The sequence below is a fragment of the Blautia sp. MSK18_10 genome (genome assembly GCF_020553185.1).
GTDB lineage: Bacteria > Bacillota > Clostridia > Lachnospirales > Lachnospiraceae > Blautia_A > Blautia_A wexlerae.
In genome coordinates, this window is sequence record NZ_JAJCGT010000015.1 from 34,417 (window position 1) to 59,257 (window position 24,841).

18 protein-coding genes, 1 tRNA gene and 1 other RNA gene are annotated in these 24,841 nt (G+C 42.4%); 14 read left to right on the plus strand and 6 right to left on the minus strand.

The genetic code is table 11. The features are described 5' to 3' along the window. Window positions 1–154: 154 nt before the first annotated feature. From galT to LI074_RS08210, 5 genes are all read left to right on the plus strand, one after another. The gene (galT, locus tag LI074_RS08190; protein ID WP_008706957.1) at window positions 155–1,645 is read left to right on the plus strand and encodes a UDP-glucose--hexose-1-phosphate uridylyltransferase; all 1,491 of its coding nucleotides are present in this window, start codon (window positions 155–157) and stop codon (window positions 1,643–1,645) included. Window positions 1,646–1,838: 193 nt separating this feature from the next. Continuing rightward, window positions 1,839–4,244: an InlB B-repeat-containing protein gene (locus LI074_RS08195; protein WP_173698084.1), complete on the plus strand. Its 2,406-nt coding sequence runs from the start codon at window positions 1,839–1,841 to the stop codon at window positions 4,242–4,244. A 211-nt stretch (window positions 4,245–4,455) separates the two neighbouring features. Next, window positions 4,456–5,847 (plus strand): asparagine--tRNA ligase, encoded by a 1,392-nt coding sequence (gene asnS / locus LI074_RS08200; RefSeq protein ID WP_173679386.1) that lies wholly within the window; start codon window positions 4,456–4,458, stop codon window positions 5,845–5,847. A gap of 84 nt (window positions 5,848–5,931) precedes the next feature. Then, window positions 5,932–6,984 carry a metallophosphoesterase family protein gene (locus LI074_RS08205; protein WP_055152030.1) on the plus strand — a complete coding sequence of 351 codons (1,053 nt, stop codon included), beginning with the start codon at window positions 5,932–5,934 and terminating at the stop codon, window positions 6,982–6,984. A 10-nt stretch (window positions 6,985–6,994) separates the two neighbouring features. Next, window positions 6,995–8,320: a hypothetical protein gene (locus LI074_RS08210; RefSeq protein WP_173698083.1), complete on the plus strand. Its 1,326-nt coding sequence runs from the start codon at window positions 6,995–6,997 to the stop codon at window positions 8,318–8,320. Between the two features lie 163 nt (window positions 8,321–8,483). On the opposite strand, the gene LI074_RS08215 is transcribed toward LI074_RS08210, so the two are convergent. From LI074_RS08215 to murC, 4 genes are all read right to left on the minus strand, one after another. After that, window positions 8,484–9,671: a ribose-phosphate pyrophosphokinase gene (locus LI074_RS08215; protein WP_008706950.1), complete on the minus strand. Its 1,188-nt coding sequence runs from the start codon at window positions 9,669–9,671 to the stop codon at window positions 8,484–8,486. 3 nt (window positions 9,672–9,674) lie between these two features. After that, on the minus strand, window positions 9,675–10,658 hold the full coding sequence (locus tag LI074_RS08220) for an ATP-binding protein (RefSeq protein WP_173698082.1): 984 nt from the start codon (window positions 10,656–10,658) through the stop codon (window positions 9,675–9,677). 68 nt (window positions 10,659–10,726) lie between these two features. Next, on the minus strand, window positions 10,727–11,809 hold the full coding sequence (locus LI074_RS08225; protein WP_173698081.1) for a DnaD domain protein: 1,083 nt from the start codon (window positions 11,807–11,809) through the stop codon (window positions 10,727–10,729). A gap of 763 nt (window positions 11,810–12,572) precedes the next feature. Then, entirely contained in the window at window positions 12,573–13,952 is a 1,380-nt protein-coding gene (murC, locus tag LI074_RS08230; protein ID WP_020993254.1) for a UDP-N-acetylmuramate--L-alanine ligase, read from the minus strand. A 393-nt stretch (window positions 13,953–14,345) separates the two neighbouring features. Here murC and LI074_RS08235 point away from each other — a divergent pair, with 393 nt between their 5' ends. The 5 genes from LI074_RS08235 to LI074_RS08255 all read left to right on the plus strand — a co-directional run bounded on the left by LI074_RS08235 (window position 14,346) and on the right by LI074_RS08255 (window position 19,619). Further along, on the plus strand, window positions 14,346–15,620 hold the full coding sequence (locus tag LI074_RS08235; protein WP_008706943.1) for a glucose-1-phosphate adenylyltransferase: 1,275 nt from the start codon (window positions 14,346–14,348) through the stop codon (window positions 15,618–15,620). Next, window positions 15,620–16,738, plus strand: coding sequence for a glucose-1-phosphate adenylyltransferase subunit GlgD (glgD, locus tag LI074_RS08240; protein ID WP_161276135.1), 1,119 nt, complete (start codon window positions 15,620–15,622; stop codon window positions 16,736–16,738). Before LI074_RS08235 ends, glgD begins: the two co-directional genes overlap by 1 nt. Before the next feature lie 49 nt (window positions 16,739–16,787). Further along, window positions 16,788–17,075, plus strand: coding sequence for a septation regulator SpoVG (gene spoVG, locus LI074_RS08245; RefSeq protein ID WP_008706939.1), 288 nt, complete (start codon window positions 16,788–16,790; stop codon window positions 17,073–17,075). A gap of 348 nt (window positions 17,076–17,423) precedes the next feature. Continuing rightward, a complete protein-coding gene (locus LI074_RS08250; protein WP_055152036.1) occupies window positions 17,424–18,752 on the plus strand; it encodes a PcsB-like coiled-coil domain-containing protein in 1,329 nt (442 codons plus the stop codon). A 171-nt stretch (window positions 18,753–18,923) separates the two neighbouring features. Next, a complete protein-coding gene (locus LI074_RS08255) occupies window positions 18,924–19,619 on the plus strand; it encodes an anaerobic ribonucleoside-triphosphate reductase activating protein (RefSeq protein ID WP_118593407.1) in 696 nt (231 codons plus the stop codon). On the opposite strand, the gene LI074_RS08260 is transcribed toward LI074_RS08255, so the two are convergent. Continuing rightward, window positions 19,590–20,633, minus strand: coding sequence for a DUF6128 domain-containing protein (locus LI074_RS08260; protein ID WP_118574024.1), 1,044 nt, complete (start codon window positions 20,631–20,633; stop codon window positions 19,590–19,592). The two genes, LI074_RS08255 and LI074_RS08260, sit on opposite strands and share 30 nt — an antisense overlap. Window positions 20,634–20,765: 132 nt before the next feature. Between LI074_RS08260 and LI074_RS08265 the strand changes: the two genes are divergently transcribed. From LI074_RS08265 to LI074_RS08275, 3 genes are all read left to right on the plus strand, one after another. Then, window positions 20,766–20,839 (plus strand) — tRNA-Pro (locus LI074_RS08265). Between the two features lie 89 nt (window positions 20,840–20,928). Further along, on the plus strand, window positions 20,929–21,444 hold the full coding sequence (gene tadA / locus LI074_RS08270; protein WP_025578592.1) for a tRNA adenosine(34) deaminase TadA: 516 nt from the start codon (window positions 20,929–20,931) through the stop codon (window positions 21,442–21,444). A gap of 108 nt (window positions 21,445–21,552) precedes the next feature. Continuing rightward, a complete protein-coding gene (locus LI074_RS08275; protein WP_173698080.1) occupies window positions 21,553–22,920 on the plus strand; it encodes an MATE family efflux transporter in 1,368 nt (455 codons plus the stop codon). 161 nt (window positions 22,921–23,081) lie between these two features. Here the strand turns inward: LI074_RS08275 and ffs are convergent. Continuing rightward, window positions 23,082–23,343, minus strand: an RNA gene (gene ffs, locus LI074_RS08280) — signal recognition particle sRNA large type. 267 nt (window positions 23,344–23,610) lie between these two features. Between ffs and LI074_RS08285 the strand changes: the two genes are divergently transcribed. Further along, window positions 23,611–24,693: a 6-phosphofructokinase gene (locus LI074_RS08285; RefSeq protein ID WP_008706927.1), complete on the plus strand. Its 1,083-nt coding sequence runs from the start codon at window positions 23,611–23,613 to the stop codon at window positions 24,691–24,693. Window positions 24,694–24,841: the final 148 nt, after the last annotated feature.

Consider the following 24,841-nt stretch of genomic DNA (forward strand, 5'->3'; position numbering starts at 1 on the left):
GCCGGTTATTCATCCAAAAAATTGTAAAAATGCTTCTTTACATTTCGCTGATATTTGAGTATTCTAAAAAGGACAAACAGTGGCAGAGAAATTTATTGTTTAAACACGTTACTGTAAGAGTGAAACAGTAACAGCGAAACGGAGGAACGTACAGATGTTATATGAGAACATTAAAAAATTAGTACAGTACGGAGTAGAAACAGGACTTACACCGGCCTGCGAGAAGAATTATACAATAAATCTTCTTCTGGATGTCTTTAAAGAAGACGAATATGTGGAACCTGAGGAAGAGTACAGGGATATCGATCTTGAAGAGGTATTAAATGCACTTCTGGATGAGGCTGTGAAGAGAAATCTCATAGAAGACAGTGTTGTGTACAGAGACCTTTTTGATACCAGACTTATGAACTGTCTGATGCCGCGTCCGGCACAGGTACAGAATGAGTTCTGGAGCAGATATGAGAAAGATCCACAGGAAGCAACCGATTACTTCTATAAACTCAGTCAGGACAGCGATTATATTCGTCGTTATCGTGTAAAGAAAGATCAGAAATGGACAGTAGACAGTGAATATGGTAAAATCGATATCACCATCAATCTTTCCAAACCGGAAAAAGATCCGAAGGCAATCGCTGCTGCCAAGCTTGTAAAATCCAGCAGTTATCCGAAATGTCTTCTTTGCCCGGAGAACGAAGGATATGCAGGAAGAGTTAATCATCCTGCCAGAGAGAATCACAGAATCATTCCTATCACTGTAAATGACAGTCCCTGGGGATTTCAGTATTCCCCATATGTGTATTACAATGAGCATTGCATCGTCTTTAACAGTCAGCATGTTCCGATGAAGATTGAGAAGAATACATTTATCAAACTTTTTGATTTTGTAAAACTTTTCCCGCATTACTTCCTGGGATCCAATGCAGACCTGCCTATCGTAGGCGGTTCTATTTTAAGTCACGATCATTTCCAGGGCGGACATTATACTTTCGCAATGGCAAAAGCACCGATCGAGAAACATGTGACTATTCCGGGATATGAGGATGTAGAAGCAGGTATTGTTAAATGGCCTCTTTCAGTTTTAAGGATCCGTCATAAGGATGAGAAGAGACTGATAGAGCTTGCTACACATGTTCTGGAAGCGTGGAGAGGTTATACAGACGAAAGTGCGTTTATCTTTGCTGAAACTGATGGAGAACCGCACAATACGATCACACCGATCGCCCGCAGATCCGGAGATATGTTTGAACTGGATCTCACACTTAGAAATAACATTACTACTGATGAGCATCCTCTTGGTGTATACCATCCGCATGCAGAGTATCACCATATCAAGAAAGAGAATATTGGTCTGATCGAAGTAATGGGACTTGCCGTACTTCCGGCAAGATTAAAAGAAGAACTGGAACTTCTGGCAGAATATATTCTGGAGGGAAAAGACATTTCTTCCAATGAGAAGATTGAGAAACATGCAGCGTGGGTTGCAGAATTCCTTCCGAAATATGACAACCTTGATAAAGACAACATTCAGGATGTTCTCAGAAAAGAAGTCGGTAATGTATTCGTTCATGTACTTGAGGATGCCGGCGTATATAAATGTACTGCTGAAGGCAGAGAAGCATTTATGAGGTTTATCAATAAATTATAAGGAATATTTTCAACCATAAGAAAACAGTGTTTACATAGCAGGATGACAAATCTGGTATTATTTACATATGAGCAGGTTGTGACGGTTCTGATCAAAAGCCGGGCAGTCTGAAGATGTTTTTGAATGATTGGGAATGCATAGAGAACGTCCCGCATATTTTATGTTGGGACGTTTTTGCAAAATGGAGGTAAATATGTACAGAAAAAGACACAAAAGAGGAAAGCGTCTGGCAAGTGTGTTTCTGACTGTGGCACTGATCACTGCAACAGTTCCCGTACAGGCAGCAGAGTTCGGCACTCCGGACAGTTTTGAAGAGATTTTCAGTTCAGGGGAAGAAGATTCGTGCATAACTGATACAGAAAATACTTTGCCGGCAGCTTCTGATTCGGAGAAAGTAATGGCATCGGAACTGTCACCAACACCAACAGTGACTTCGACACCGGAGGGTACACCGATGCCGTCTTCAACACCGACTCCTTCGGTCACACCGATGCCGTCTTCAACACCGACTCCTTCAGTCACACCATCACCATCTCCCACGCCGACGATTAATCCGGAGAAAGAGGTAATGCTCCGGTTTATAGACGGAGAAGGAAATGAATGTGAACAGCTGCGAACAGTGATGTCCTGGGGTGAATCTTTGATCCTTCCCAATGTACCGGATACAGGTGCACCGGATATGTGGAAACTGGAAAAAAATGAAAAACTTGGAGATGCGATCACTCTGAAGGGTGGAGATATTCTTACTCTGAAGAAAGGCGAGAGCTGGAATCTGTTTCTCGAAAAAGGCATCCTGAACTTCTATATGCCAAAGAAATGTACGGTTTCCCTTTATAATAATTCAGGAACCAGTGTGTTTTCCAATGGAATTCTGCATGCATATGAGACAAAAAACGTCATACTTCCGGATATGCCATCATCTAAATACATTAATTATGGATGGACAGATACAAAGGGAAGTTCTGCTGTAAAATATGAACTGAATTCAGAATTTACAGTGACCGGTGACACAGATTTTTACATTGTGCGCCGTACAGCACTTCAGGTGAATTTTAAGACCAATACGGGGGCAAGCAACAGTAAATTTACCAGACTGAATCAGAAAGTCGGAAAAGGACTTACAGTTACAATGCCGCAGGTGCCTGTCAAGACAGGATATCAGTCTCTGGGATGGTCAAAGAGTAAAAAAGCCTCTAAAGCTGACTATAAAGCAGGCCAGAATGTGACTGTATCAAAAACACTGACTCTCTATGCTGTATATAAGAAATTGCCTTACACAGTTACTTTCAATAACAATAATGGAACAAGTACCAGCAAAATTTATACTTCGCTCACCATGTATGCGTCAAAAAACCAGAAAGTGACACTGCCTGATGTGCCGAAAGTAAAGGGCTATACAAATCTGGGCTGGACAACTGAAAAGGGAGAAACAGAACCGGAATATTCAGCCGGTGATACAGTAAAGATTACAAAGGCAACTCGGTTCTATGCAGTGCGCAGAAAGAGTAATTATTATACGGTCAGCTACTATCTGGGAAATGGAAGCACTAATGCGGCTTATCAAAAACTTACTCAGACAGTAGAAGAGGGAACGGTTGTTACCTTTGCAAAAGTACCGGCAAGAACCGGTTATGTTAACCAGGGATGGTCAAGTAAGAAAAATTCTGAGAAAGCAACAGCAAAGGCGAAATGTACAGTCAACAAGAATATCACTCTTTATGCGGTACAGAAGAAGGCAGTACAGCTGACTTTTCACAGATGTGACGGTAGCACCTGGCAGAAAACGACTCTGGCGAAAGGATCTACCTATTCTCTGCCAGGAGTAAGAGATGCAGAAGGTTATACTTTCATGGGATGGTCATCAAAACCAATGCAGTCTGTGAATCCGGAATATGAGGCAGAAGAGAAGATTACAGTAAACGGTAATATGAACCTGTATGCAGTAGTATTTAACAGATCAACAGAAAAAGATCTTACAGAAGCTGAGCTCCCGCAGGTAGATATCTATAAATACAAACAGGTAATCTTTGTGGGCGATTCCCGTACAGAATTTATGGAGAATGTTCTGAAGGGAATGGGAGAATCAGCAATTAAAAATGTGAAGTTTGTCTGCTCTGCGGGAAAGAAATTAAATTGGCTTACTACCACAGGATGGTCACAGCTTTATGCTATGGTGCAGAAGGACACCAACAGTATTCTTTCTAAGAAAACAGCGGTAATTTTTAACTTTGGAGTAAATGATCTGTCAGATTATGCAGATTATGTAGAATATTATAACTGGATTGCACCGCAGCTTAAAAGTAAAGGATGCGAACTGTATTTCATGTCAGTAAATCCGTTGAACCGTACGATGCTTTCAAATACAGGACGAGCAGACCGAAGCGAAGCGGCAGTCAGATCCTTTAACGATTATATGAAAGCAAATCTTTCTTCTGCATATACTTATATCGATATGTACTCCTACCTGAAATCCACAGGCTACAGCTTTGCCAGTGATCACTATGGAGCAGGAACTATCGATGATGGTCTGCATTATACGGCAAAAACATACAAGCGAATTTATGCCAAGTGTATAGATTCGCTGAGGGTACCAAGATAGGATAGATGTTATTTAAATATTATCAGGATAAAAGTTACTATTCGTTTCGTACCCGGTAACGAATAAAAAACACAGTAAATACCAGATTACTCCTTGCGTGAAATCAGGGAATAGTCTATACTAAAAGACGAGACGGCTGTCAGACGAGAACAGCGTTTCGTCTTTTTATGTGTAACATCCAGAACGATGAGGAGAAAGAGGAAACATAGATATGAAGTTAACAACAGTAAAAGAGATTTACAAAGAGAGAGAGAAATATCTGGACAAAGAGGTTACAGTAGGAGGATGGGTACGAAGCGTACGTGATTCCAAGACTTTTGGATTTATCGTGCTTCATGACGGAACCTTCTTTGAGACTCTGCAGGTAGTTTATCATGATACAATGGAGAACTTTGCTGAGATCAGCAAATTAAACGTAGGTGCTGCTATTATCGTCAAAGGTACACTGGTAGCTACGCCACAGGCAAAACAGCCATTTGAGATCCAGGCAGCAGAAGTTACAGTAGAGGGTAATTCTGCACCTGATTATCCGCTTCAGAAGAAACGCCACAGTCTTGAATACTTAAGAACCATCACACATCTCCGTCCGAGAACAAACACATTCCAGGCAGTATTTCGTGTACGTTCTCTGTGTGCCTATGCGATTCACCGTTTCTTCCAGGAGCAGGGATTTGTTTATGTGCATACTCCGCTGATCACAGGAAGCGACTGTGAAGGTGCAGGTGAGATGTTCCAGGTAACTACTCTGGATATGAACAACGTTCCGACAGATGACAAGGGTGCTGTAGATTACTCTCAGGATTTCTTCGGAAAAGAAACTAATCTGACAGTAAGCGGACAGTTAAACTGCGAGACTTTTGCACAGGCATTCCGCAATGTTTATACTTTCGGACCAACCTTCCGCGCTGAGAATTCCAACACAACCCGCCATGCGGCAGAGTTCTGGATGATCGAGCCGGAATGCGCATTTGCAGATTTAAATGACAACATGGATCTTGCAGAGGCAATGCTGAAATATGTGATCCGTTATGTATTGGAGAATGCACCGGAAGAGATGAATTTCTTCAATTCTTTTGTTGATAAGGGACTTCTGGACAGACTGAACCATGTGATCAATTCTGAGTTTGGTCATGTTACTTACACAGAAGCAGTAGAGCTTCTGGAGAAGAACAACGATAAATTTGACTACAAAGTATTCTGGGGATGCGATCTGCAGACAGAGCATGAACGTTATCTTACAGAAGAAATCTTTAAGAAACCTGTATTTGTAACAGATTATCCGAAAGAGATCAAAGCTTTCTACATGAAGATGAATGAGGATAACAAGACTGTTGCAGCTATGGACTGTCTGGTGCCTGGAATCGGTGAGATCATCGGTGGAAGCCAGAGAGAGGATGACATTGAGAAACTTGAGAAACGTATGGACGAGCTGGGACTTAAGAAAGAGGATTATGACTTCTATCTTGATCTTCGTAAATATGGTTCCACACGCCATTCAGGATTTGGTCTTGGATTTGAACGTTGCGTAATGTACCTTACCGGCATGGGCAACATCCGCGACGTAATTCCATTCCCAAGAACTGTTAAAAACTGTGATTTATAATTTGACTGATATCAGTATTGTGGGAGCATTGAAGCTGCAGGGCAATCCGCAGATATCAAAAATGTTATAGAAAGAGAGATTGGCATGAGATTTATTCATCTTGCAGATGTACACCTTGGTGCAGTTCCTGACAGGGGCTGTCCATGGAGCAGCAGGCGGGAGGAAGAAATCTGGGAAACTTTCCGCCGGGTTATTGCGGGTATCCGCGAGAATCCGGTGGATTTGTTATTTATAGCAGGAGATTTGTTCCACCGCCAGCCTCTTCTACGGGAACTGAAAGAAGTAAATAACCTGTTTTCCACCATCCCGGATACCCGGGTTTATCTGATGGCAGGAAATCATGACTATATTAAGGCTGATTCTTTTTACCGGGATTTTCAGTGGGAAAAGAATGTGACATTTTTTAAGAATGAACAGCTTACCTGTGTGAAAGATGAGAAACTGGATGTTTATGTATATGGACTGAGCTATGAACATCAGGAAATAGAGAATCCTCTGTATGATTCTATACATCCTGCAGAGGGAGAGGGGGTTCACATTTTACTGGCTCATGGTGGAGATGCGAAGCATATCCCCATGAATATCAAATCAATTGCTGCGTCAGGATTTGATTATATTGCATTAGGACATATTCATAAACCCCAGATTCTGATCCGGGATAATGTAGCTTATGCAGGTGCGTTGGAGCCTGTTGACAGAAATGATCTGGGTGATCATGGATACATAGAAGGACATCTGGAAAACGGAAGGCTTAAGACAAATTTTGTTCCTTTTGCCTGCCGTTCCTATGAGCAGATTCTTCTGATGCTGCGTGAAGATTCTACACAGGCATCTCTGGAAGATATGCTGAAGGCGGATCTGGCGAATAAAGGACGCATGAATATCTACAGGATCGTGATCCAGGGAACCAGGGCACCGGAGCTTCTGCTGCTTCCCGAGAGACTGAAGTCTTTTGGCTACGTAACAGAGGTTCTGGATGAATCAAAGCCTTCCTATGATCTGGAAGCACTTCAAAAAAAATATAGTGGAACACTGATCGGTGACTATATCAGTTATTTTCTTGAAAAAGACAGAAATGCAGTGGAGGAGAAGGCATTATATTATGGTCTTCAGGCTTTACTGGAAACAAGCAGGTGATAGACAGAATATGATTATCAGACAGTTAAATATTAAAAACTCTGGAGAAATCCATGATAAAACTTTAGAGTTTTCTCCGGGAATTAATGTTCTGTATGGAGAGAATGAAAGCGAAAGAGCGATAGTACATACGTATATTAAAAATATGTTTCTCGGAGATATCAGTGAAGCAATCTACGATAATACAGTTTTTGCTGCGAAGTTAAAGAGTCCGACAGAACAGGATCTGGCTCGGGAGCTGCAAAAATTTATGACCGGCTATCAGGGAACTGCAGACAGCTCCATGGATCTGGGACGGGCCATGCAGATGCTCAAGATGTCCAGAAAGGGTTATCTGGTCCAGGCAGACAGAAAACAGAAAGAGACAGAACAGGAGAGGCAGAAACTTCTGACCAGGATGGATGATATCATAAGTGATCTGAATAATCTGAATGGAAAGCTGGATCAGATTAATGAGAAAGAGGAGTCGTTACGGATGCATCCCGGAGATGAAAATGGTGCGGTTATTCTGGATGAGAGAATGGCACAGGCAAAGGCAAAAAGAAACAGCTTTGCAATGGGAATGCTGATATCGGCCGCTGCCGGCATCTTTGGATTGATTCTGACTGCGATTATAGCGGACAGTGTTTCGGTAAGTCTGATCGTAGCGGTTATTGCAGCTGCGTTGGTGGGATTTTGTGGAAAACAGCAGCTGAAGTATGCAAGGGAATTTCAGAAGAGAATACGGATGAAGAAACGCTGGGTATCCAGGCAGGAGAAACTCAGATGCAGTAAAGAAAATCTCAGACAGGACTATGATGAGAAAGAAACAGAACTTTGTAACCTTAAGGAAGAATACCGGGAATACGAAGAAAATTCTTTTCTGCTTACATCGGAAGAGCGGGAGGTACAGGCTCTGAATATGGCGATGGAAACCATAGAGAGAATGTCAGGAAATATTCATCTTCAGGTGGGACGAAAGCTGCAGATACGAACTTCTCAGATTTTGAGTGAGATTACAGATGGTGAATATCAGGACGTACAGATGGATGCGGCATCCCATATGACAGTAACTACCGGGAACGGAGTGGAAGCACTGGAATGTCTCAGCCGCGGCACTCTGGAGCTGATTTATTTTGCCATGCGCATGGCTGCAGGAGAGCTTCTGTGTCAGGAAGAAAGTCTGCCGGTGATACTGGATGATATCTTTGGGATGTATGAGGAAGAAGATCTTGAGGCAGTTCTTGGATGGATGTATAAGGAGAAAAAGCAGGTTATCATCAGTACCTGCAGTAAACGCGAGATGGAACTTCTGGACAGAGAGGGAATCCCTTATGGGAAGCAAATTATTTCCTGAATTTTTAACCAGACTGCGAAGCAGTTATTCAGTGTAGGGCCGCATAGAAGAGTGGATTGCATTATATATAACAAAAAGAGAGATTTCATGTACTGCAGGAATTTCGGATGAAACAGCCGGAACAGAACATGAAATCTCTTTTTATAAATTTTACAGAAGTTATTTATTTCTCATCATACTGAGCCATGTAATTGCTTACGCAGCGGTTGATCCTGTCAACCGGGTTGAGCAGATAGCTTACAGACTGATCATGATTAAGAGTATCAATGATCAGGGCAATATATTTACTCATATCACAGGAGATATAGTAATCTTTTGCAAGAAGCTCAGGAGACTGATAGATCAGGTTTGTAGTGAGCAGTTTGTCAAACACTCCTGCCTTATGAGCCTCATCAAATTTCTCGAGTCCGTTTGTAAACAGTCCGAAAGTAGAGCAGATATAAATTCTGCCTGCTCCTCTTTCCTTGAGGAGAGAAGAAATCTTAAGAACTGTATCACCGGAAGAAATCATATCATCGATCAGGATCATATCTTTGCCCTTAAGGTTTGGACCGAGGAATTCGTAAGCTGCGATTGGGTGACGTCCATTGATTCTCTTGGAGTAATCCAGACGTTTGTAATACATACCCATATCAACACCAAGGATATTGGCAAGATAGATTGCGCGGTTCATGCTTCCCTCATCAGGGCTGATGATCATGAAATGATCGTTGTCGATGTGAAGTCCTTTCTCATGATTGAGAAGAGCTTTGATAAACTGATAGGATGGCTGTATAGTCTCAAATCCATGCAGAGGTGTTGCATTCTGCACGCGCGCGTCATGTGCGTCAAAAGTGATGATGTTTTCCACACCCATACTTACAAGCTCCTGAAGTGCTGTTGCACAGTCCAGGGATTCTCTGCCGCTGCGGATATTCTGGCGGCTTTCGTACAGATAAGGCATGATCACGTTTACTCTGCGGGCTTTGCCGCCGATTGCGCCGATCACACGTTTCAGATCCTGAAAATGGTCATCAGGAGACATAAGATTCTCGTATGGTCCGATGCTGTAGGTAAGACTGTAGTTACATACATCAACCATCAGATAGATATCGTCACCACGTACAGATTCCATGATCGTACATTTCGCCTCACCGGAACCGAAACGTGCTGTCTGGACCGGTATCAGATAGGACTCTCTCTGATAACCCTCAAATGCAAAAGAATCAAGCTCTTCGTGGCTGCGCTCTTTACGCCACTGTATCAGCCATTCATTTACTTTTTCACCCAGATCCTTACAGCTGATCAGGGGGATCAGACCAAGTCTGCCCACCGGAAGTGTAGTTAAATCTTTAGTTGTTGCCTGTGCCATGTTTTATTTTCCTCCTAAAAAAATTTTCTGTATACGGATATCCTTTCCTTCCAGCTTCACCATACGGTAGTTGCTGGCGATTCTCGAAAAGGTTCGTTCGGAATAAGTATCCGAGAAATTTTCCAGTTTCAGATTTGTTGATATGATCGTAGACTTCCTGCGCATGATGCGTTCATTTATGCACAAAAACAACTGGGAAGAGACAAAGCTGTTTGTAAGTTCAGTTCCCAGGTCGTCGATGATCAGCAGATCGCTGTCAAATACAAATTCCTGTCCTTCTGTTTTATCTCTGGAGAATTTGGAGTCTGCCAGCAGTTCAAACAGATCAAATGCGGAAAAGTACATAACGCAATGTGCTGATTCCAGAAGATCATGAGCAATACAGTGAGAAAGAAAAGTCTTACCCACACCGGTATCACCGTAAAGAAACAGATTCTCAAAGGAACTGTCAAAATTTCTCACAAAACCTCTGGCAATATCATAAGCTCTCCGGGCCGTCTCTCTTTCTGTCAGTCCGGTAGCTTCGTTCTTCATTGTATCAGAATAATAATCAAAAGAAAAGTGGTCAAAGTTTTCTTTTTTGAGAATTTCTTTTAAATTGGACTGCGTATAGAGCAGTTCTATCTCTGCTTTCTTAAAACAGGTACATTTTTGGTTTCCGACGTAACCGGTATCCTGACAGACCGGACACTTATATGGAAGTTCCAGATAATCCTCCGGATATGAGTTACATACCAGCAGGGCATTGCGCTCCTGGGACAGAAGAGAGATTGCAGCTTTAAGGTCCTCAAGACCTGATGATTCTCCGCTTAAGAGTGCTCTTGCTTTTTTGGCGCTTAAGGTAGCAACCTCTTCATCTATTTCGTGGATGCGCGGGATTTTTTTATAAATCTCCTGAGTACGCTCCTCCAGAATACGTCTGTTCTGAGACTGGGTCTTGCTGTATTCCCGCATGATCGTATCATACTGATAATTCTGTAAAGGCATGACTTCACACCCTTTCGTTTGTTTTTTTGTAGCTGTTCAGTGACTTTCAGACGATTATGTCACTGCCGTTACTGATTCAGTAATTTCTTTTCATATTCGTTAAAGTCATACTGTCGCTGATGGAAATTGTTAAACCGGTTTGATGCAGCCGGTTTGGAAGCTGCTTTTCGCTGGGTATTCTTTTCCAGCTTCTGTCGCTGATGCTGAGCATCGAGGAGCCGGACATCTGCAAGTGTACGGACATTTTTATCTTTCCACCCGGAAAGGATTTTATCTGCATACTGGAAACTTGGCTGTCCGGTAGAGAGAACTGTACGGCTGCAGGCTTCCTGGATGATATCCATGGTAAAACCATAATCATTCAGCCAGGTGTTCATAAGAGAAATCTCTGTATCTACCGGATTTCGTCCGCTGATTCCCATTGATTTAAAAATAGTAAAGTATTCTTTGGCATAACGGGAATTTGCCTCTTTTGCCATGGTGACAGTGGTGATTCCCTCATCTGCCCAGGCAAGAGCAACGGTTTCTATGTAACGCATACTCTTATGCCCGCGGCTGACACTGTATTCGATCAGGTACTCGATCAGATCAGGCGAGAATTTCAGCTCATCATAGAAAAACAGGATCTTTTTCATCTCGGTAGGAGTGAGCGTTTTGCCGAGATACTGTTCTGCGATATAGAGGAGCTGTACGATCTCATCATTTTGCTTTAATTCTTTTACACGGTCAGGAGACAGTGCAGTGGCTGATCTGGTGGTCTGCTTCACAGGCTGTGCCGGCGCAGAAGAAGTCTGGGTTTCTGTTTTTGTAACAGGGGCTGCCAAAACAGGTGTGTCGGAAGCAGCAGATTTTACAGGTGGTACATTCAATATGATATCTGCTATATCTTCGTTATTTCTGTAGGTTAAAGTAAGGAGTTTTTCTTTCTCCCAGTATTTCAGAGCGCGGATAATGTCACGTTCTGTACAGAAGAAATGATCAGCCATCTGCTCCAGACTGAAGGGTACAGAGGTGTCAGAAAGAAGCCTCAGAAGATAGATATATACTTTCACAAATTCTCCATTGGCCCCAGGCATATAGTTGTCTATGAAATTGTTGGTTAATACAGTTACTTCCGCATTGCGGGAATTCTGTAAAGTGATCATAGCCATGAATTTCCACTCTCTTTCATAATAATAAGATGTTAGGGTCAAAAGGTATTTTGCCCCTAACCTGATATCCACGAATTGCTCCGCTGCAAAGCAGCTCCCACAATTCTCAAACATTCGAAATCCGCTGATTTACTGCGTAAATCGCTACTTTCTCATGTTTGGCGGGTCCCAAGTTCAAAAGTCTTATCGTGCAAGCACGAACGACTTTTTGACCTTTTGACCCTGATATCATAATAATAAGATGTCAGAGTAAAAAAAGATATTTTTCCTCTGACTTGATATCTATGAATTATAGCACAACATTTTTTAAAAGAGAATAGGGGATTTTTGTCGAAGATTTCATCCACATTTGAATGTGGATAATGTGGATAATGTGGAAAGGTGAAATGTGGTATATATTATTGGAAACCTGAAAAATGTTGAATTTCAGGGAAAAACGGAGTATTACGGGGACGAATAATGTCGAATTATGTTAAGTGATTTATGCACATACACATCCACATATGCAGGCAGATGAAAATGTGTATAACGATGTGGAAAATGTGGATAAGTGATCTAAACTGTTATAAATAAAGGAAGAATTGAGGGGGATAAAATGTTTATAACTTTTTAATGGAAATTGTCGACAGAGACACAAGTGTTCAGTATCTTCTATTGCTATAAGTGCTATAAATTGGGCGGTTGTAAAAAACAGGACAATTCTGAAAAATTATTTTCCGAATTGTCCTGTGTAAATTGCTGATATTTATGTCAGACAGAAACATTATTTACCCAGCAGATGCTCCCCGATATTTACAACATCTCCGGCTCCCATGGTGATGAGCAGATCACCCTCCTGGCAGTTGGAGAGCAGATAATTCTCAATCTCATCAAAGGTAGGGAAATACTCGCAGGGAGTTCCCAGTTCCTGAATACGCTTCTGCAGATCTTCAGAAGAAATTCCCAGAGTATCGGTTTCTCTTGCTGCATAAATATCCGCAACTACCACATGATCTGCCAGGCTGAGTGCTTTGGCAAACTCCGGAAGCAGAGCTTTGGTACGGGTATATGTATGTGGCTGGAATACACACCATAATTTCTTATGGGGATAATTGTGTGCGGCATGAAGAGTTGCTTCAATTTCTGTAGGATGATGTGCATAATCGTCTACGATCGTAACCCCTGCAACTTCTCCTTTATACTGGAAACGGCGGTCTGTTCCTGTGAAACTTCCAAGTCCCTTGATGATCACTTCTTCGGAAAGACCAAGAAGATGACCGAGGGCAATTGCTGCCAGTGCATTGGAAACATTGTGGATGCCCGGCACTTTCAGATAATAGCTGCCAACCTTAACGCCATTGCGCAGAACGGAGAAGGAAGCATGTCCATATTTGTCATAAGTGATATCTGCTGCCTGATAATCTGCATCATGTTCCAGACCATAAGTGATCACATTACATGGAAGATCCCGGATGATATCTTCATATTTCGGAGTATCTGCATTGATGATCAGTGTACCGTCAGCAGGAAGAAGCTCTGCAAAGCGGCGGAAGGAATGACGGATATCGTCAATATCCTTAAAGAAATCCAGATGGTCTGCATCCATATTCAGGATAATACTGATCTTCGGGAAAAAGCTCAGAAAGCTGTTTGTGTATTCGCAGGCTTCTGTGACAAAAGTCTCAGAATTGCCTACGCGGATGTTTCCGCCGATAGCAGGAAGAATACCTCCCACACTGATGGTCGGGTCACAGTCTCCTGCAAGAAGAATGTGAGATACCATAGATGTCGTGGTTGTTTTTCCATGAGTTCCGGAAATGGCAACAGGAGTATCATAATTCCTCATGATCTGTCCGAGAAGCTCTGCACGTGTGAGCATTGGAAGTCCTTTTTCCTTTGCACAGGCAAATTCCGGGTTGTCAGGATGGATAGCTGCGGTATATACCACAACATCTACGTCATCGGTAATGTTTGTGGCACGCTGTCCGTAATAGATGGTGGCTCCTTTTTTCTCTAGTGCCTGGGTAAGAGGACTGGATTTGGAATCGGAACCGGAAATGACAAAATCCTCGCCGAGAAGAATCTCGGCCAGTCCGCTCATGCTGATGCCGCCGATACCGATAAAATGTATATGAAGTGGTTTGTGAAAATCTATCTGATACATAGTATGTTCTCCTTGATTAATTATTTACAAATCTTTATAAATCCGGTAACTGTAACATATTCGCATAGTTACTGGAACTGTTTTATCTGTCTGTTTATTATACTCCCTGTGCCTTAAAATGAAAAGGACTTCTTTTGGTTGATAAAAAATTACAAAAAACGACATTGGATATATAAAAAATGCCTAATAATATATCGGCGGAAATACAGACTCAATAAAAAATGTGTGCAAAAATCATAAAAAAACAAAAAATGAGAAACAAAAATTGTAAATAATGTTCACTAACAGATAAAAGTGTGTTATAATTAAATAATCATAACCTGTAACTGTTCAGTGCCTCGCGAAACAGCAGACTGACGAATAGTTACCATAACTACAACAAGAGGTGATTGCATGATTAAGAAAGAAATGATAGCTATGCTTCTGGCCGGCGGTCAGGGCAGCAGACTGGGTGTACTGACAGAAAAAGTAGCGAAACCTGCAGTTGCTTTTGGCGGGAAATATCGTATCATAGATTTTCCTTTAAGTAACTGTATTAATTCAGGCATCGATACAGTAGGTGTATTGACACAGTATCAGCCATTGCGACTTAATACACATATCGGAATTGGTATTCCATGGGATCTTGACAGAAACGAAGGTGGTGTAACAGTACTGCCGCCTTACGAGAAGAGTACCAGCAGTGAGTGGTACACAGGAACAGCCAATGCAATTTTCCAGAATATGGATTACATGGAACAGTATAATCCGGATTATGTCCTGATCTTATCCGGTGACCATATCTATAAGATGGATTATGAAGTAATGCTTGATTTCCATAAAGCGAATAAAGCGGATGTGACGATTGCCTGTATGCCGGTACCTATTGAGGAAGCAAGCCGTTTTGGTATCATGGTAACAGATGACATAGGACGCATTACGGAGTTTGAGGAGAAACCGGAGCATCCAAGCAGCAATCTGGCGTCCATGGGAATTTATATTTTCAGCTGGCCTGCTTTAAAGGAAGCACTGATGTCTCTGAAGGATCAGAACAGCTGTGATTTTGGCAAACATGTTCTCCCATACTGCAAGGAGAAAGGTGAGAGACTTTTCGCCTACGAATACAATGGATACTGGAAGGATGTAGGAACACTGGGTTCTTATTGGGAGGCCAATATGGAACTGATCGATATTATTCCGGAATTTAATCTCTATGAAGAATTCTGGAAGATTTACACAAAGGGAGATATTATCCCGCCTCAGTATATTTCAGCAGATGCGGTTACAGACAGATGTCTGATCGGTGAGGGTGCAGAAATTTACGGGGAAATACATAATTCTGTGATCGGACCAAATGTTGTGATCGGAAAAGGCAGCGTGATCCGTGATTCCATTATCATGCGCAATTCTACCATTGGTGAGGGCGTACAGATGGATAAGGCTATTATTGCCGAGGATGTTACTATTGGAAACAATGTTGTACTGGGATGTGGTGAGGAAGCTCCGAATGTGCTGAAACCTGCAGTTTATGCATTTGGAATTGCTACGGTTGGTGAACGCAGCGTGATCCCGGATAATGTAAGGATCGGAAAGAATACAGCAATCTCAGGTATAACTGTTCCTGAGGATTATCCTGATGGTGAGCTGGCCGGCGGACAGGTAATTACAGCAAAGGACGGTGACGAATAATGAGAGCGATAGGTATTATTTTGGCTGGCGGTAATAATAACCGCATGAGAGAATTATCAAATAAGAGGGCAATCGCAGCAATGCCGATCGCCGGAAGCTACAGAAGTATCGACTTCGCACTGAGCAACATGGCGAGTTCTCATATTCAGAGAGTTGCTGTTCTGACACAGTACAATGCCCGTTCTCTGAATGAACATTTAAGCTCTTCCAAATGGTGGGATTTCGGAAGAAAACAGGGTGGTCTCTTTGTATTTACACCTACGATCACAAAAGAGAACAGTCTGTGGTATCAGGGAACAGCAGATGCTATTTATCAGAATCTGGAATTCCTTAAAAGCAGTCATGAACCATATGTAGTGATCGCATCCGGCGACTGCATTTATAAGATGGATTACAACAAGGTTCTTGAATATCATATTGCGAAACGTGCAGATGTTACGGTAGTATGCACTACCTGCGATAATCCCAGTGAGATTGAGAGATTTGGTGTTCTCCGTATGAATGAGGACTGCAGGATTGAGGAATTTGAAGAGAAGCCAATGGTTTCTTCTTATAATACAATTTCAACAGGTATCTATGTTATCCGAAGAAGACAGTTGATCGAACTGATCGAGAGAGCTGCACTGGAAGGCAGACATGATTTTGTAAAGGATATTCTGATCCGCTACAAGAATCTTAAGAGAATCTATGGATATAAGATTGACACATACTGGAGCAATATCTCCACAGCAGAAGCATATTATAAGACAAATATGGATTTCCTGAAACCGGAGATCAGAAACTATTTCTTTAAACAGGAACCGACAATTAAGACAAAGATTGATGATCTGCCTCCTGCAAAATACAATCCGGGAGCACAGGTGAAGAACAGCCTGGTTGCCAGCGGATGTATTATCAATGGTACGGTGGAGAATTCCGTTCTTTTTAAAGACGTATTTGTAGGAAATAACTGCGTGATCAAGAACTCTGTGATTTTAAACAATGTATATCTGGGAGATAATACTCATATTGAGAACTGCATTGTTGAAAGCCGGGATACTATTCGTGCAAATTCGTATTACTGTGGCGACGGTGAAGTGAAGATCGTCGTGGAGAAAAATGACAGATATATACTGTAAATAAAACAGCCGGATAGATTCGGTAAATCGAAAGGAGTAAATTTGTATCATGAATATTACTGACGTGCGTGTGAGGAAGGTAGCAAAAGAAGGAAAGATGAAAGCGGTTGTTTCCATAACGATCGATGATGAATTTGTAGTACATGATATCAAGGTGATTGAAGGAGAAAAAGGGTTATTTATCGCTATGCCAAGCCGTAAGGCAACAGACGGAGAATATCGTGATATTGCACATCCGATCAATTCTGCAACACGTGACAGGATCCAGACGATCATTCTGGACAAGTTCCAGGAAGTTATGGATGCGGAACCGGAAGAAGCTGCAGCTGCGGAATAACCGGTGAATAAAGAACTGTAAACAAATAAGAAGAAGCACAGGCACTGTCTCTGAAAAAGGGGCAGTGCCTGTTTTTGCTGAGCATTAGTGAAGATAAAATGTTGTTACTGTTCACTGGCAGTATCCCGCGAGGTGTTTTTTGTGAGCGAAGGTCACAGAAAACCCGAGACATACCGCGCGACTTTATGCGATTAGCATAAAGTCTGTGCATCGCGAAGCGTGTTACTGAGAACGGAGTGAACAGCGACAAAATGTTACATAATTATTACATAAATTAATAAAAAGTGTTGATTTTTTTACGAAATATGATATACTGGGTTTCAGATTAACGAGAAAGGTGATTAATTTATGAAGAAAAAAGTTTTTTCATTACTGCTGGCCGGAATGCTTACTTTTTCTATGGGAACAACTGCATATGCAACAGAAGATGCGATCGCTGACATGCAGGCTCAGAAACAGCAGGCAGAAGCCGGACTTGCCCAGACACAGGCGAATATTGACAGCCTTCAGAGCAAGAAGCAGGAGCTGGAGAACTATCTGTCTGATTTGAATACACAGTATGAAGACCTGACTAATGCGATTTCTGAACTCAGCATACAGGCCGGAGAGAAAGAGAATGAGCTGAAACAGCTTCACACAGAATTAAAGAAAGCTAAGAAAGCATTAAATAAACAGTACGATGATATGAAACTCCGCATCCAGTATATGTATGAGAATGGTGGTACATCTGCATTAGAGACTTTGCTGTCATCTAAGGATCTTTCTGAGTTCCTCAACAATGCAGAGAGTGTTGCGAAGATTTCCCAGTATGACAGGACTATGCTGGAGAAATGCGAGAACCTTCAGAACACTATCAAAGATCAGGAAACAACTGCTGAGGAAGAGAAGGCTGCTATTGATCAGCTTCTTGAAGAGAGAGCGGCCAAACAGCAGGAGGTTCAGAATCTTGCAGCAAGCACAAGTGATAACATCTCTTCCTATGTAAGCCAGATCAGCGCAAGCCAGGAAGAAGCAGCAGCACTGACTGCAGAAATCAACAATGCAGATAACAGCATTGCTCAGCTTGTGCAGCAGGCAGAAGAGGAAAAAGCAGCCAGAGAGGCAGCGCAGGCACAGGCCGAAGCAGAGGCGGCAGCGGCACAGGAACAGGAACAGGATGCAGAAGAGAGTTCTGATGATTATGAAGAAGATACAGATTCCTATGAGGAAGACTCTTCGGACAGTCAGGATTCTTCGGAGACTGAAGGATCTGAGGATACTTCTGAAGATTCAGGGGATTCTGATGATGAAGATACATACGAAGAGAACGATGCAGATTTCTATGAGGGAGACTCTGACAGCAATGAATCAGAAGATACATCTGACAGCCAGGCATCCTCAGACAGTTCTTCCGGTCAGGGAAAATACCTTGGCAACTTTACACTGACTGCATATTGCAACTGTGCACAGTGCTGCGGTACAGCAGGTAACCTGACAGCCAGCGGAACAGTTCCGACAGCAGGACGTACTGTAGCTATGGCGGGAGTACCCTTTGGAACACAGCTTCTGATCAACGGAAATGTATACACAGTAGAGGATCTGGGAACACCTTATGGACATGTTGATATTTATTGTGACAGCCATTCAGAAGCATTAAGCTTCGGACTTCAGTCTGCTGAGGTTTATCAGTTGAACTGATAACAAAACAATAATGTGATTAAGAACTCTGGTAAAACAGGGTTCTTTTTTTCGGATTTTTGCCCGGATTGCTATAACATAGGTGGTTTAACTTGAGGATTCAGATGCCTGATGATAAAATGATATATCAGATTTATATACGGTAAAATATAATTGGAATGGAGATAAACAATGAGAATCTGTGGCTTTAATAAAACGACATTGCTGGACTATCCGGGAAAGGTAGCCAGTACTATATTTCTGGGTGGATGCAATTTCCGCTGTCCGTTCTGTCAGAATGGTATATTGGTTGTGGCTCCCGGAGAACAGCCGAATTACAGTCAGGAGGAACTTTTGACTTTTTTGAAAAAAAGAAAGGGGATTCTGGACGGGGTCTGCATTTCAGGAGGGGAACCTACACTGTCAGATGGTCTGGAGGAATTTCTGGGAAAAATCAAAGAGCTGGGCTATGCTGTTAAACTGGACACCAATGGCTCACGTCCGAAGATTGTAAAACATCTGGCAGAAGCCGGACTGATCGATAAAGTAGCTATGGATATCAAAGCCTGTCCGGATAACTATGGAAATCTGACCGGAATAGAAAAGCCTGATATGGACAGTATTTTTGAGACAGCAGATTTTCTGCTGCATGGGAATCTGGACTATGAATTCAGAACAACAGTAGTACGGGAACTGCATACGCAAAAGGATTTTGAAGAAATCGCCGGGTGGCTGGCAGGAGCGAAAGAATATTATCTGCAGGCTTATAAGGACTCAGATGGAGTCCTCAGGCCTGGATATGGAAGCTATACTTTTGAAGAACTTCAGAATTTTCAGAAGATCCTTCAAAAGACGATTTTATCTGTGGGAATCCGGGGCATCGATTAAACGATACCAGTAACCGCCGCGCATTTTTGGAATCTCTATATAGCTGCTTTCTTTGAAGTAAGGAAAGCCAAACATATTTGCCATAAAGCGTTCCTGCTGATTATAAACGCCGGGAACGCCGAGGATATACTGTCCGTTATTTCTTTGTCCTAAAAGCAAATATCCGAAATTATAATGCCCATACTGGAGAAAACGGTTATTGCGCAGTGCACAGTAATGCCGCGGAAAATGCTTCAGGTCATCAAGGTGTATCTTCCATGCAGAAATCAGTTCGCCATCGGAGAAGGGGGAAAATTCGGCAGAGGTTTTTCTGTTTTCTGCATTTCTTTCCGGGACAGGATTGCCGGCATTTTCAGAACTATTGGAATCTTCAACAGTATTATCTGAGATATAGGATGACTCTGTTCCTGGCTTGTTATCAGATGTTCCCTGAGCCGGAATGTTGGCAGACGGTTCAATTGATAAAGAATCGTCAGGAACTTTTGTAAGCGAGATATCTTCGGGTTTTTCTGAAATATCTTCAAGTTCTTCGGGCATTTCCTGTAATACCATACCTGCCGGAACTTCGGGTTTCTGTGAAGTGATTTTCGCAGATTCAGGAATATCTGCGTCAGGCATAGCTTTTATTTCATGGAAATTCTCCGGACGTATAGGCTGATCGTCCCATTCAGTACCAAAGAATCCGCCAGTATCTGAAGTAATGATCATTCCGCCCAACTTACCCATTGCAACGCCGGAGTCATTCATATCTGTTGCATCTGTTATGATCAGGCATTCTACAGTTTCTTTTTCTGTCTCGCAGGTATCCAGAAGAATTCCGTTGATCAGGCCATCCTTTCGTGTAAATCCATAAATATTGCATTTTACATTTTCAGGCAGCCCCGGACAATGCAGATGAATCTCAACAGAACATTGCTGATCTTTTACTTCAACTTTAATAAATCCGCAATTGCTGCCTTTCTTTCCGCTTTCATAGTCATATACATATGCGATAAAACGCCGATATCCAGCCAAAATCCTTCCTCCGTAAAACCAGATTCAATAATGTATATGACCATCAGAAGAAAATATTCGAAAAAATTAAAAAAATTTGAAAAAATCTATTGACAAACTGTAATTTTATTAATATAATAGCACTTGCATTGACGAAGCGTGGCTCAGTTTGGTAGAGCGCTGCGTTCGGGACGCAGAGGTCGTGGGTTCGAATCCCGTCGCTTCGACTACGCATAGGAAGTCTGAAACCAATTGGTTTTCAGGCTTTCTTTTTGCTATTCTGGTAGTGATGCAACAGCAGAAAGGAAAAGAAAAGTTGACAGATCAGGAACGTTTTATGAAAGAAGCTATCCGTCAGGCGAAGAAGGCAGAAGCTCTGGAAGAAGTGCCAATCGGCTGTGTGATCGTGCATGAGGGTAAGATCATCGCACGTGGATATAACAGAAGAAACACAGATAAAAATACACTCTCCCATGCAGAACTGAATGCAATCCGCAAAGCCAGTAAAAAACTTGGAGACTGGCGGCTGGAGGGATGCACTATGTATGTGACGCTGGAACCATGCCAGATGTGCTCCGGGGCACTTGTCCAGTCCAGAATAGATGAAGTAGTGATCGGCTGTATGAATGCCAAAGCGGGCTGCGCAGGTTCTGTGATGAATCTTTTACAGGTGGATGGATTTAATCATCAGGTAAAGATTACACAGGGAGTTCTGGAAGAGGAATGTTCTTCTATGTTATCCGAGTTTTTCAGAAAGCTTCGTGAGAAAAAGAAGCAGGAAAAGGCAGCCCTTAAAGCTGCACAGGAAAATCCAGAGGGAGAACCGGAATAATAAAAGTAAAAGACAGATAAAAACAGGAAGAATCTTAAAGGCAATAAGAGTAATAAAAATAACAGAAGTAATGTTACAGGTAGAAATAAAAAGAGGCGAATAAAAAGAATGAAAAAAGATACAACAAACGACATGACCGTCGGCAGTCCGGTGAGCCTGATAATAAAATTTATGATCCCAATGTGCCTGGGAAATCTTTTTCAGCAGTTTTATAATATTGCAGATTCCATTGTTGCCGGAAAATTTATCGGAGTAAATGCCCTTGCAGCTATCGGAAGCACCGGTTCACTGATGTTTTTTGTGACTGGCTGGCTGAATGGACTCAGCAGTGGATTTGCGATTATCGTAGCCCAGATGTTCGGAGCGAAAAAGTTTGACAGGATGCGCCATTATGTTGCCATGTCCATTTACCTTATGGCTGCATTTTCCATTGTCATGACAATAGGTTTCAGTCTTGCGAACAAACCAATTCTGCATCTGATGAATTCGCCGGAAGAGGTATTTGGTGACGTAACTGCATATATGGGAATTATTTATGCAGGTCTTATTATCACAGGTGCATATAATGCACTTGCGGCTTTCCTGCGTGCGCTGGGTGACTCCAAGTCGCCATTGTATTTCCTGATCATTTCGGCTGTGATCAATGTTATTCTGGATGTAGTTTTTATTGTAGTCTTTGGAATGGGTGTAGAAGGATGCGGATATGCCACAGTGATCGCACAGGGAATTTCGGCAGTGTGTTGCCTGATTTATATTGTAAAAAGATTTCCGATCCTTCATCTGGAACAGAAGGATTTTGAGATATGCTGGGACAGTTTCGGCAGACTTCTGAAGCTTGGAATTCCTATGGGACTGCAGTTTTCAATTACAGCAATCGGAACCATTATTGTACAGAGCGCGGTCAATATTTACGGACCTGTACATATGGCCGGATTCTCTGCTGCCGGTAAGATCCAGAATATTTTTGCCACAGTATTTACAGCCTTCGGTGCAACCATAGCAACCTATGTAGGTCAGAACAGGGGCGCAGGAAAAATGGATCGTGTGAAACAGGGAGTCCGTTACACGCAGATGATGGTCCTGGGATGGAGCGTTTTTGTTATGTTCCTGATGTTTTTCTTCGGAAAATATCTGACATATCTTTTCGTAGATCCATCGGAACAGGACGTAGTAAATGTGTCTGTTACTTATTTCCGGACAGTATTCTGGGCATATCCGTTTCTCGGAAGTATTTTCCTCTATCGAAATACTCTGCAGGGAATGGGATATGGACTTGTACCAATGCTTGGCGGGGTATTTGAACTGGTGGCGAGAACCGGAATTGTCGTATTGATTGCGGGACATACTTCCTTTGCCGGTGTCTGTATGGCTGACCCGACCGCATGGATCGCCGCACTGATCCCACTGATTCCTTATTATTTTCATGTGATGAAGAAATATAAGAACAAAAGTCAGGTACAGGTAGTAGAGGATTAATTATTCTTTATCTGATGGAAATTGTATAAGGCTCTTTCCCGCTTCTGTTAATATATGGACTTTTGTAAACCACAAAAATAAGAAAAGCATTCAGAAAATTATCAACAGATAAAATTCTGAATGCTTTTTTATATGATGAGCTACATCAAGAATATTCTTTTTTGCGCGCCGCACTTCGGAATGGTCCCACAGACGTTACCTCTACAGTTAACTCAGCCCAGGCACCCTTACGGCACACGAGAGCTTCTGCTTAGTGCTGCTACATTCCTGTCCTGACACGGTTCACAGATTCCTGTTGCGTAAGACCCAAACGTCAACGCCACTTATAGAGGGCAGCTCCACAGGATACAAGCCTCGGATTGGCATCACCCCTGCTGTAGCGGATTGCAGGTACAGGGCACCGCTATCTCCCCGGCTGCGCATTTCTGATTATATAGGCAGGAGGCTGTTTTGTCAATAGTGAATCATTATAGTAAAACTTATTACTGGGAACGGAGTGAACAGTAACGAACGTAGTGCGTGAATAGTAACTAAAACTTTTCTAACACTATTGTATGAAAACGATAAATATTATATAATAAACAGAAATAAACTATCTTTATTCTGGAAATGGATATGCCAGAGTACACAACATGTCTTGTATGTATGGATATGGATAATTCTTAAAACACAGAAATGGAGGATACTATCATGATTAAAAGAATAGGTATGCTTACCAGCGGCGGTGATTGTCAGGCACTTAACGCTACCATGCGAGGAGTAGTAAAGGGACTGAGCAACAATTTGGATGAACTGGAAGTTTATGGATTTGATGATGGATATAAAGGACTGATCTATGGTAAATACCGTATGCTCACATCCAAAGATTTTTCCGGAATCCTTACACAGGGCGGCACAATCCTCGGAACATCCAGACAGCCATTCAAACTGATGCGTGTCCCGGATGAGAATGGCCTGGACAAGGTTGAAGCAATGAAGCAGACTTATTATAAACTCTGCCTGGACTGCCTTGTGATCCTTGGCGGAAATGGTACACAGAAGACAGCAAACCTTCTGAGAGAAGAAGGACTGAACATTATCCATCTTCCAAAGACTATTGATAATGACATCTATGGCACAGACATGACCTTTGGTTTCCAGAGTGCGGTAAACATTGCCACAAATGCCATTGACTGTATCCATACGACAGCATCTTCACATGGACGTGTATTTATCGTAGAGATCATGGGACACAAGGTAGGAAGTCTGACACTTCATGCAGGTGTTGCAGGCGGTGCGGATATCATCCTGATTCCTGAGATCCCATATGATATCAAAAAAGTTACCGCAGCGATCCAGAAACGTGCCAAAGCAGGCAAGCGTTTCACAATCCTTGCAGTTGCAGAAGGTGCGATTTCCAAAGAAGACGCAGAACTTCCTAAAAAGAAATACAAAGAGAAACTGGAAGCCCGAGCAAAGAAATATCCGTCCGTTTCCTATGAGATTGCTGACCAGATCTACAAAGAGATCGGAAGCGAAGTCCGCGTTACAGTTCCGGGACATACACAGAGAGGCGGAGAACCATGTCCGTATGACCGCGTTCTTTCCACAAGAATCGGTGCAGGTGCAGCGCAGGCGATCATGGATGGTGAATATGGCATCATGATCGGCGTGGTAAACGGCAAAATTAAACGTGTACCTCTTGAAGAGTGTGCAGGTAAGCTTAAGATGGTATCACCGAAAGATCAGCTTGTAGTTGCTGCCAAACAGATCGGTATCAGCTTTGGTGACTGATTAAGTGAAACAGTACTTGACTGACAGATACTTTTTCATATAAGATATGGATGTAAAAAAGACCGCCGCGGGAATTTTTTCCGCGGCGGCTGTGATAATAAGATAGAGATAACTATTTGGCGCGCTGCTGACAGTGGGGGTGCTGAAT

Coding starts and splice junctions, on each gene's coding strand:
- LI074_RS08285 (WP_008706927.1), top strand. CDS start 23,611: ATGATTAAAAGAATAGGTATGCTTACCAGCGGCGGTGATTGTCAGGCA.
- galT (WP_008706957.1), top strand. CDS start 155: ATGTTATATGAGAACATTAAAAAATTAGTACAGTACGGAGTAGAAACA.
- LI074_RS08275 (WP_173698080.1), top strand. CDS start 21,553: ATGAAAAAAGATACAACAAACGACATGACCGTCGGCAGTCCGGTGAGC.
- murC (WP_020993254.1), bottom strand. CDS start 13,952: ATGTATCAGATAGATTTTCACAAACCACTTCATATACATTTTATCGGT.
- LI074_RS08255 (WP_118593407.1), top strand. CDS start 18,924: ATGAGAATCTGTGGCTTTAATAAAACGACATTGCTGGACTATCCGGGA.
- glgD (WP_161276135.1), top strand. CDS start 15,620: ATGAGAGCGATAGGTATTATTTTGGCTGGCGGTAATAATAACCGCATG.
- LI074_RS08210 (WP_173698083.1), top strand. CDS start 6,995: ATGATTATCAGACAGTTAAATATTAAAAACTCTGGAGAAATCCATGAT.
- LI074_RS08220 (WP_173698082.1), bottom strand. CDS start 10,658: ATGCCTTTACAGAATTATCAGTATGATACGATCATGCGGGAATACAGC.
- LI074_RS08195 (WP_173698084.1), top strand. CDS start 1,839: ATGTACAGAAAAAGACACAAAAGAGGAAAGCGTCTGGCAAGTGTGTTT.
- LI074_RS08215 (WP_008706950.1), bottom strand. CDS start 9,671: ATGGCACAGGCAACAACTAAAGATTTAACTACACTTCCGGTGGGCAGA.
- asnS (WP_173679386.1), top strand. CDS start 4,456: ATGAAGTTAACAACAGTAAAAGAGATTTACAAAGAGAGAGAGAAATAT.
- spoVG (WP_008706939.1), top strand. CDS start 16,788: ATGAATATTACTGACGTGCGTGTGAGGAAGGTAGCAAAAGAAGGAAAG.
- LI074_RS08235 (WP_008706943.1), top strand. CDS start 14,346: ATGATTAAGAAAGAAATGATAGCTATGCTTCTGGCCGGCGGTCAGGGC.
- LI074_RS08225 (WP_173698081.1), bottom strand. CDS start 11,809: ATGGCTATGATCACTTTACAGAATTCCCGCAATGCGGAAGTAACTGTA.
- LI074_RS08250 (WP_055152036.1), top strand. CDS start 17,424: ATGAAGAAAAAAGTTTTTTCATTACTGCTGGCCGGAATGCTTACTTTT.
- LI074_RS08205 (WP_055152030.1), top strand. CDS start 5,932: ATGAGATTTATTCATCTTGCAGATGTACACCTTGGTGCAGTTCCTGAC.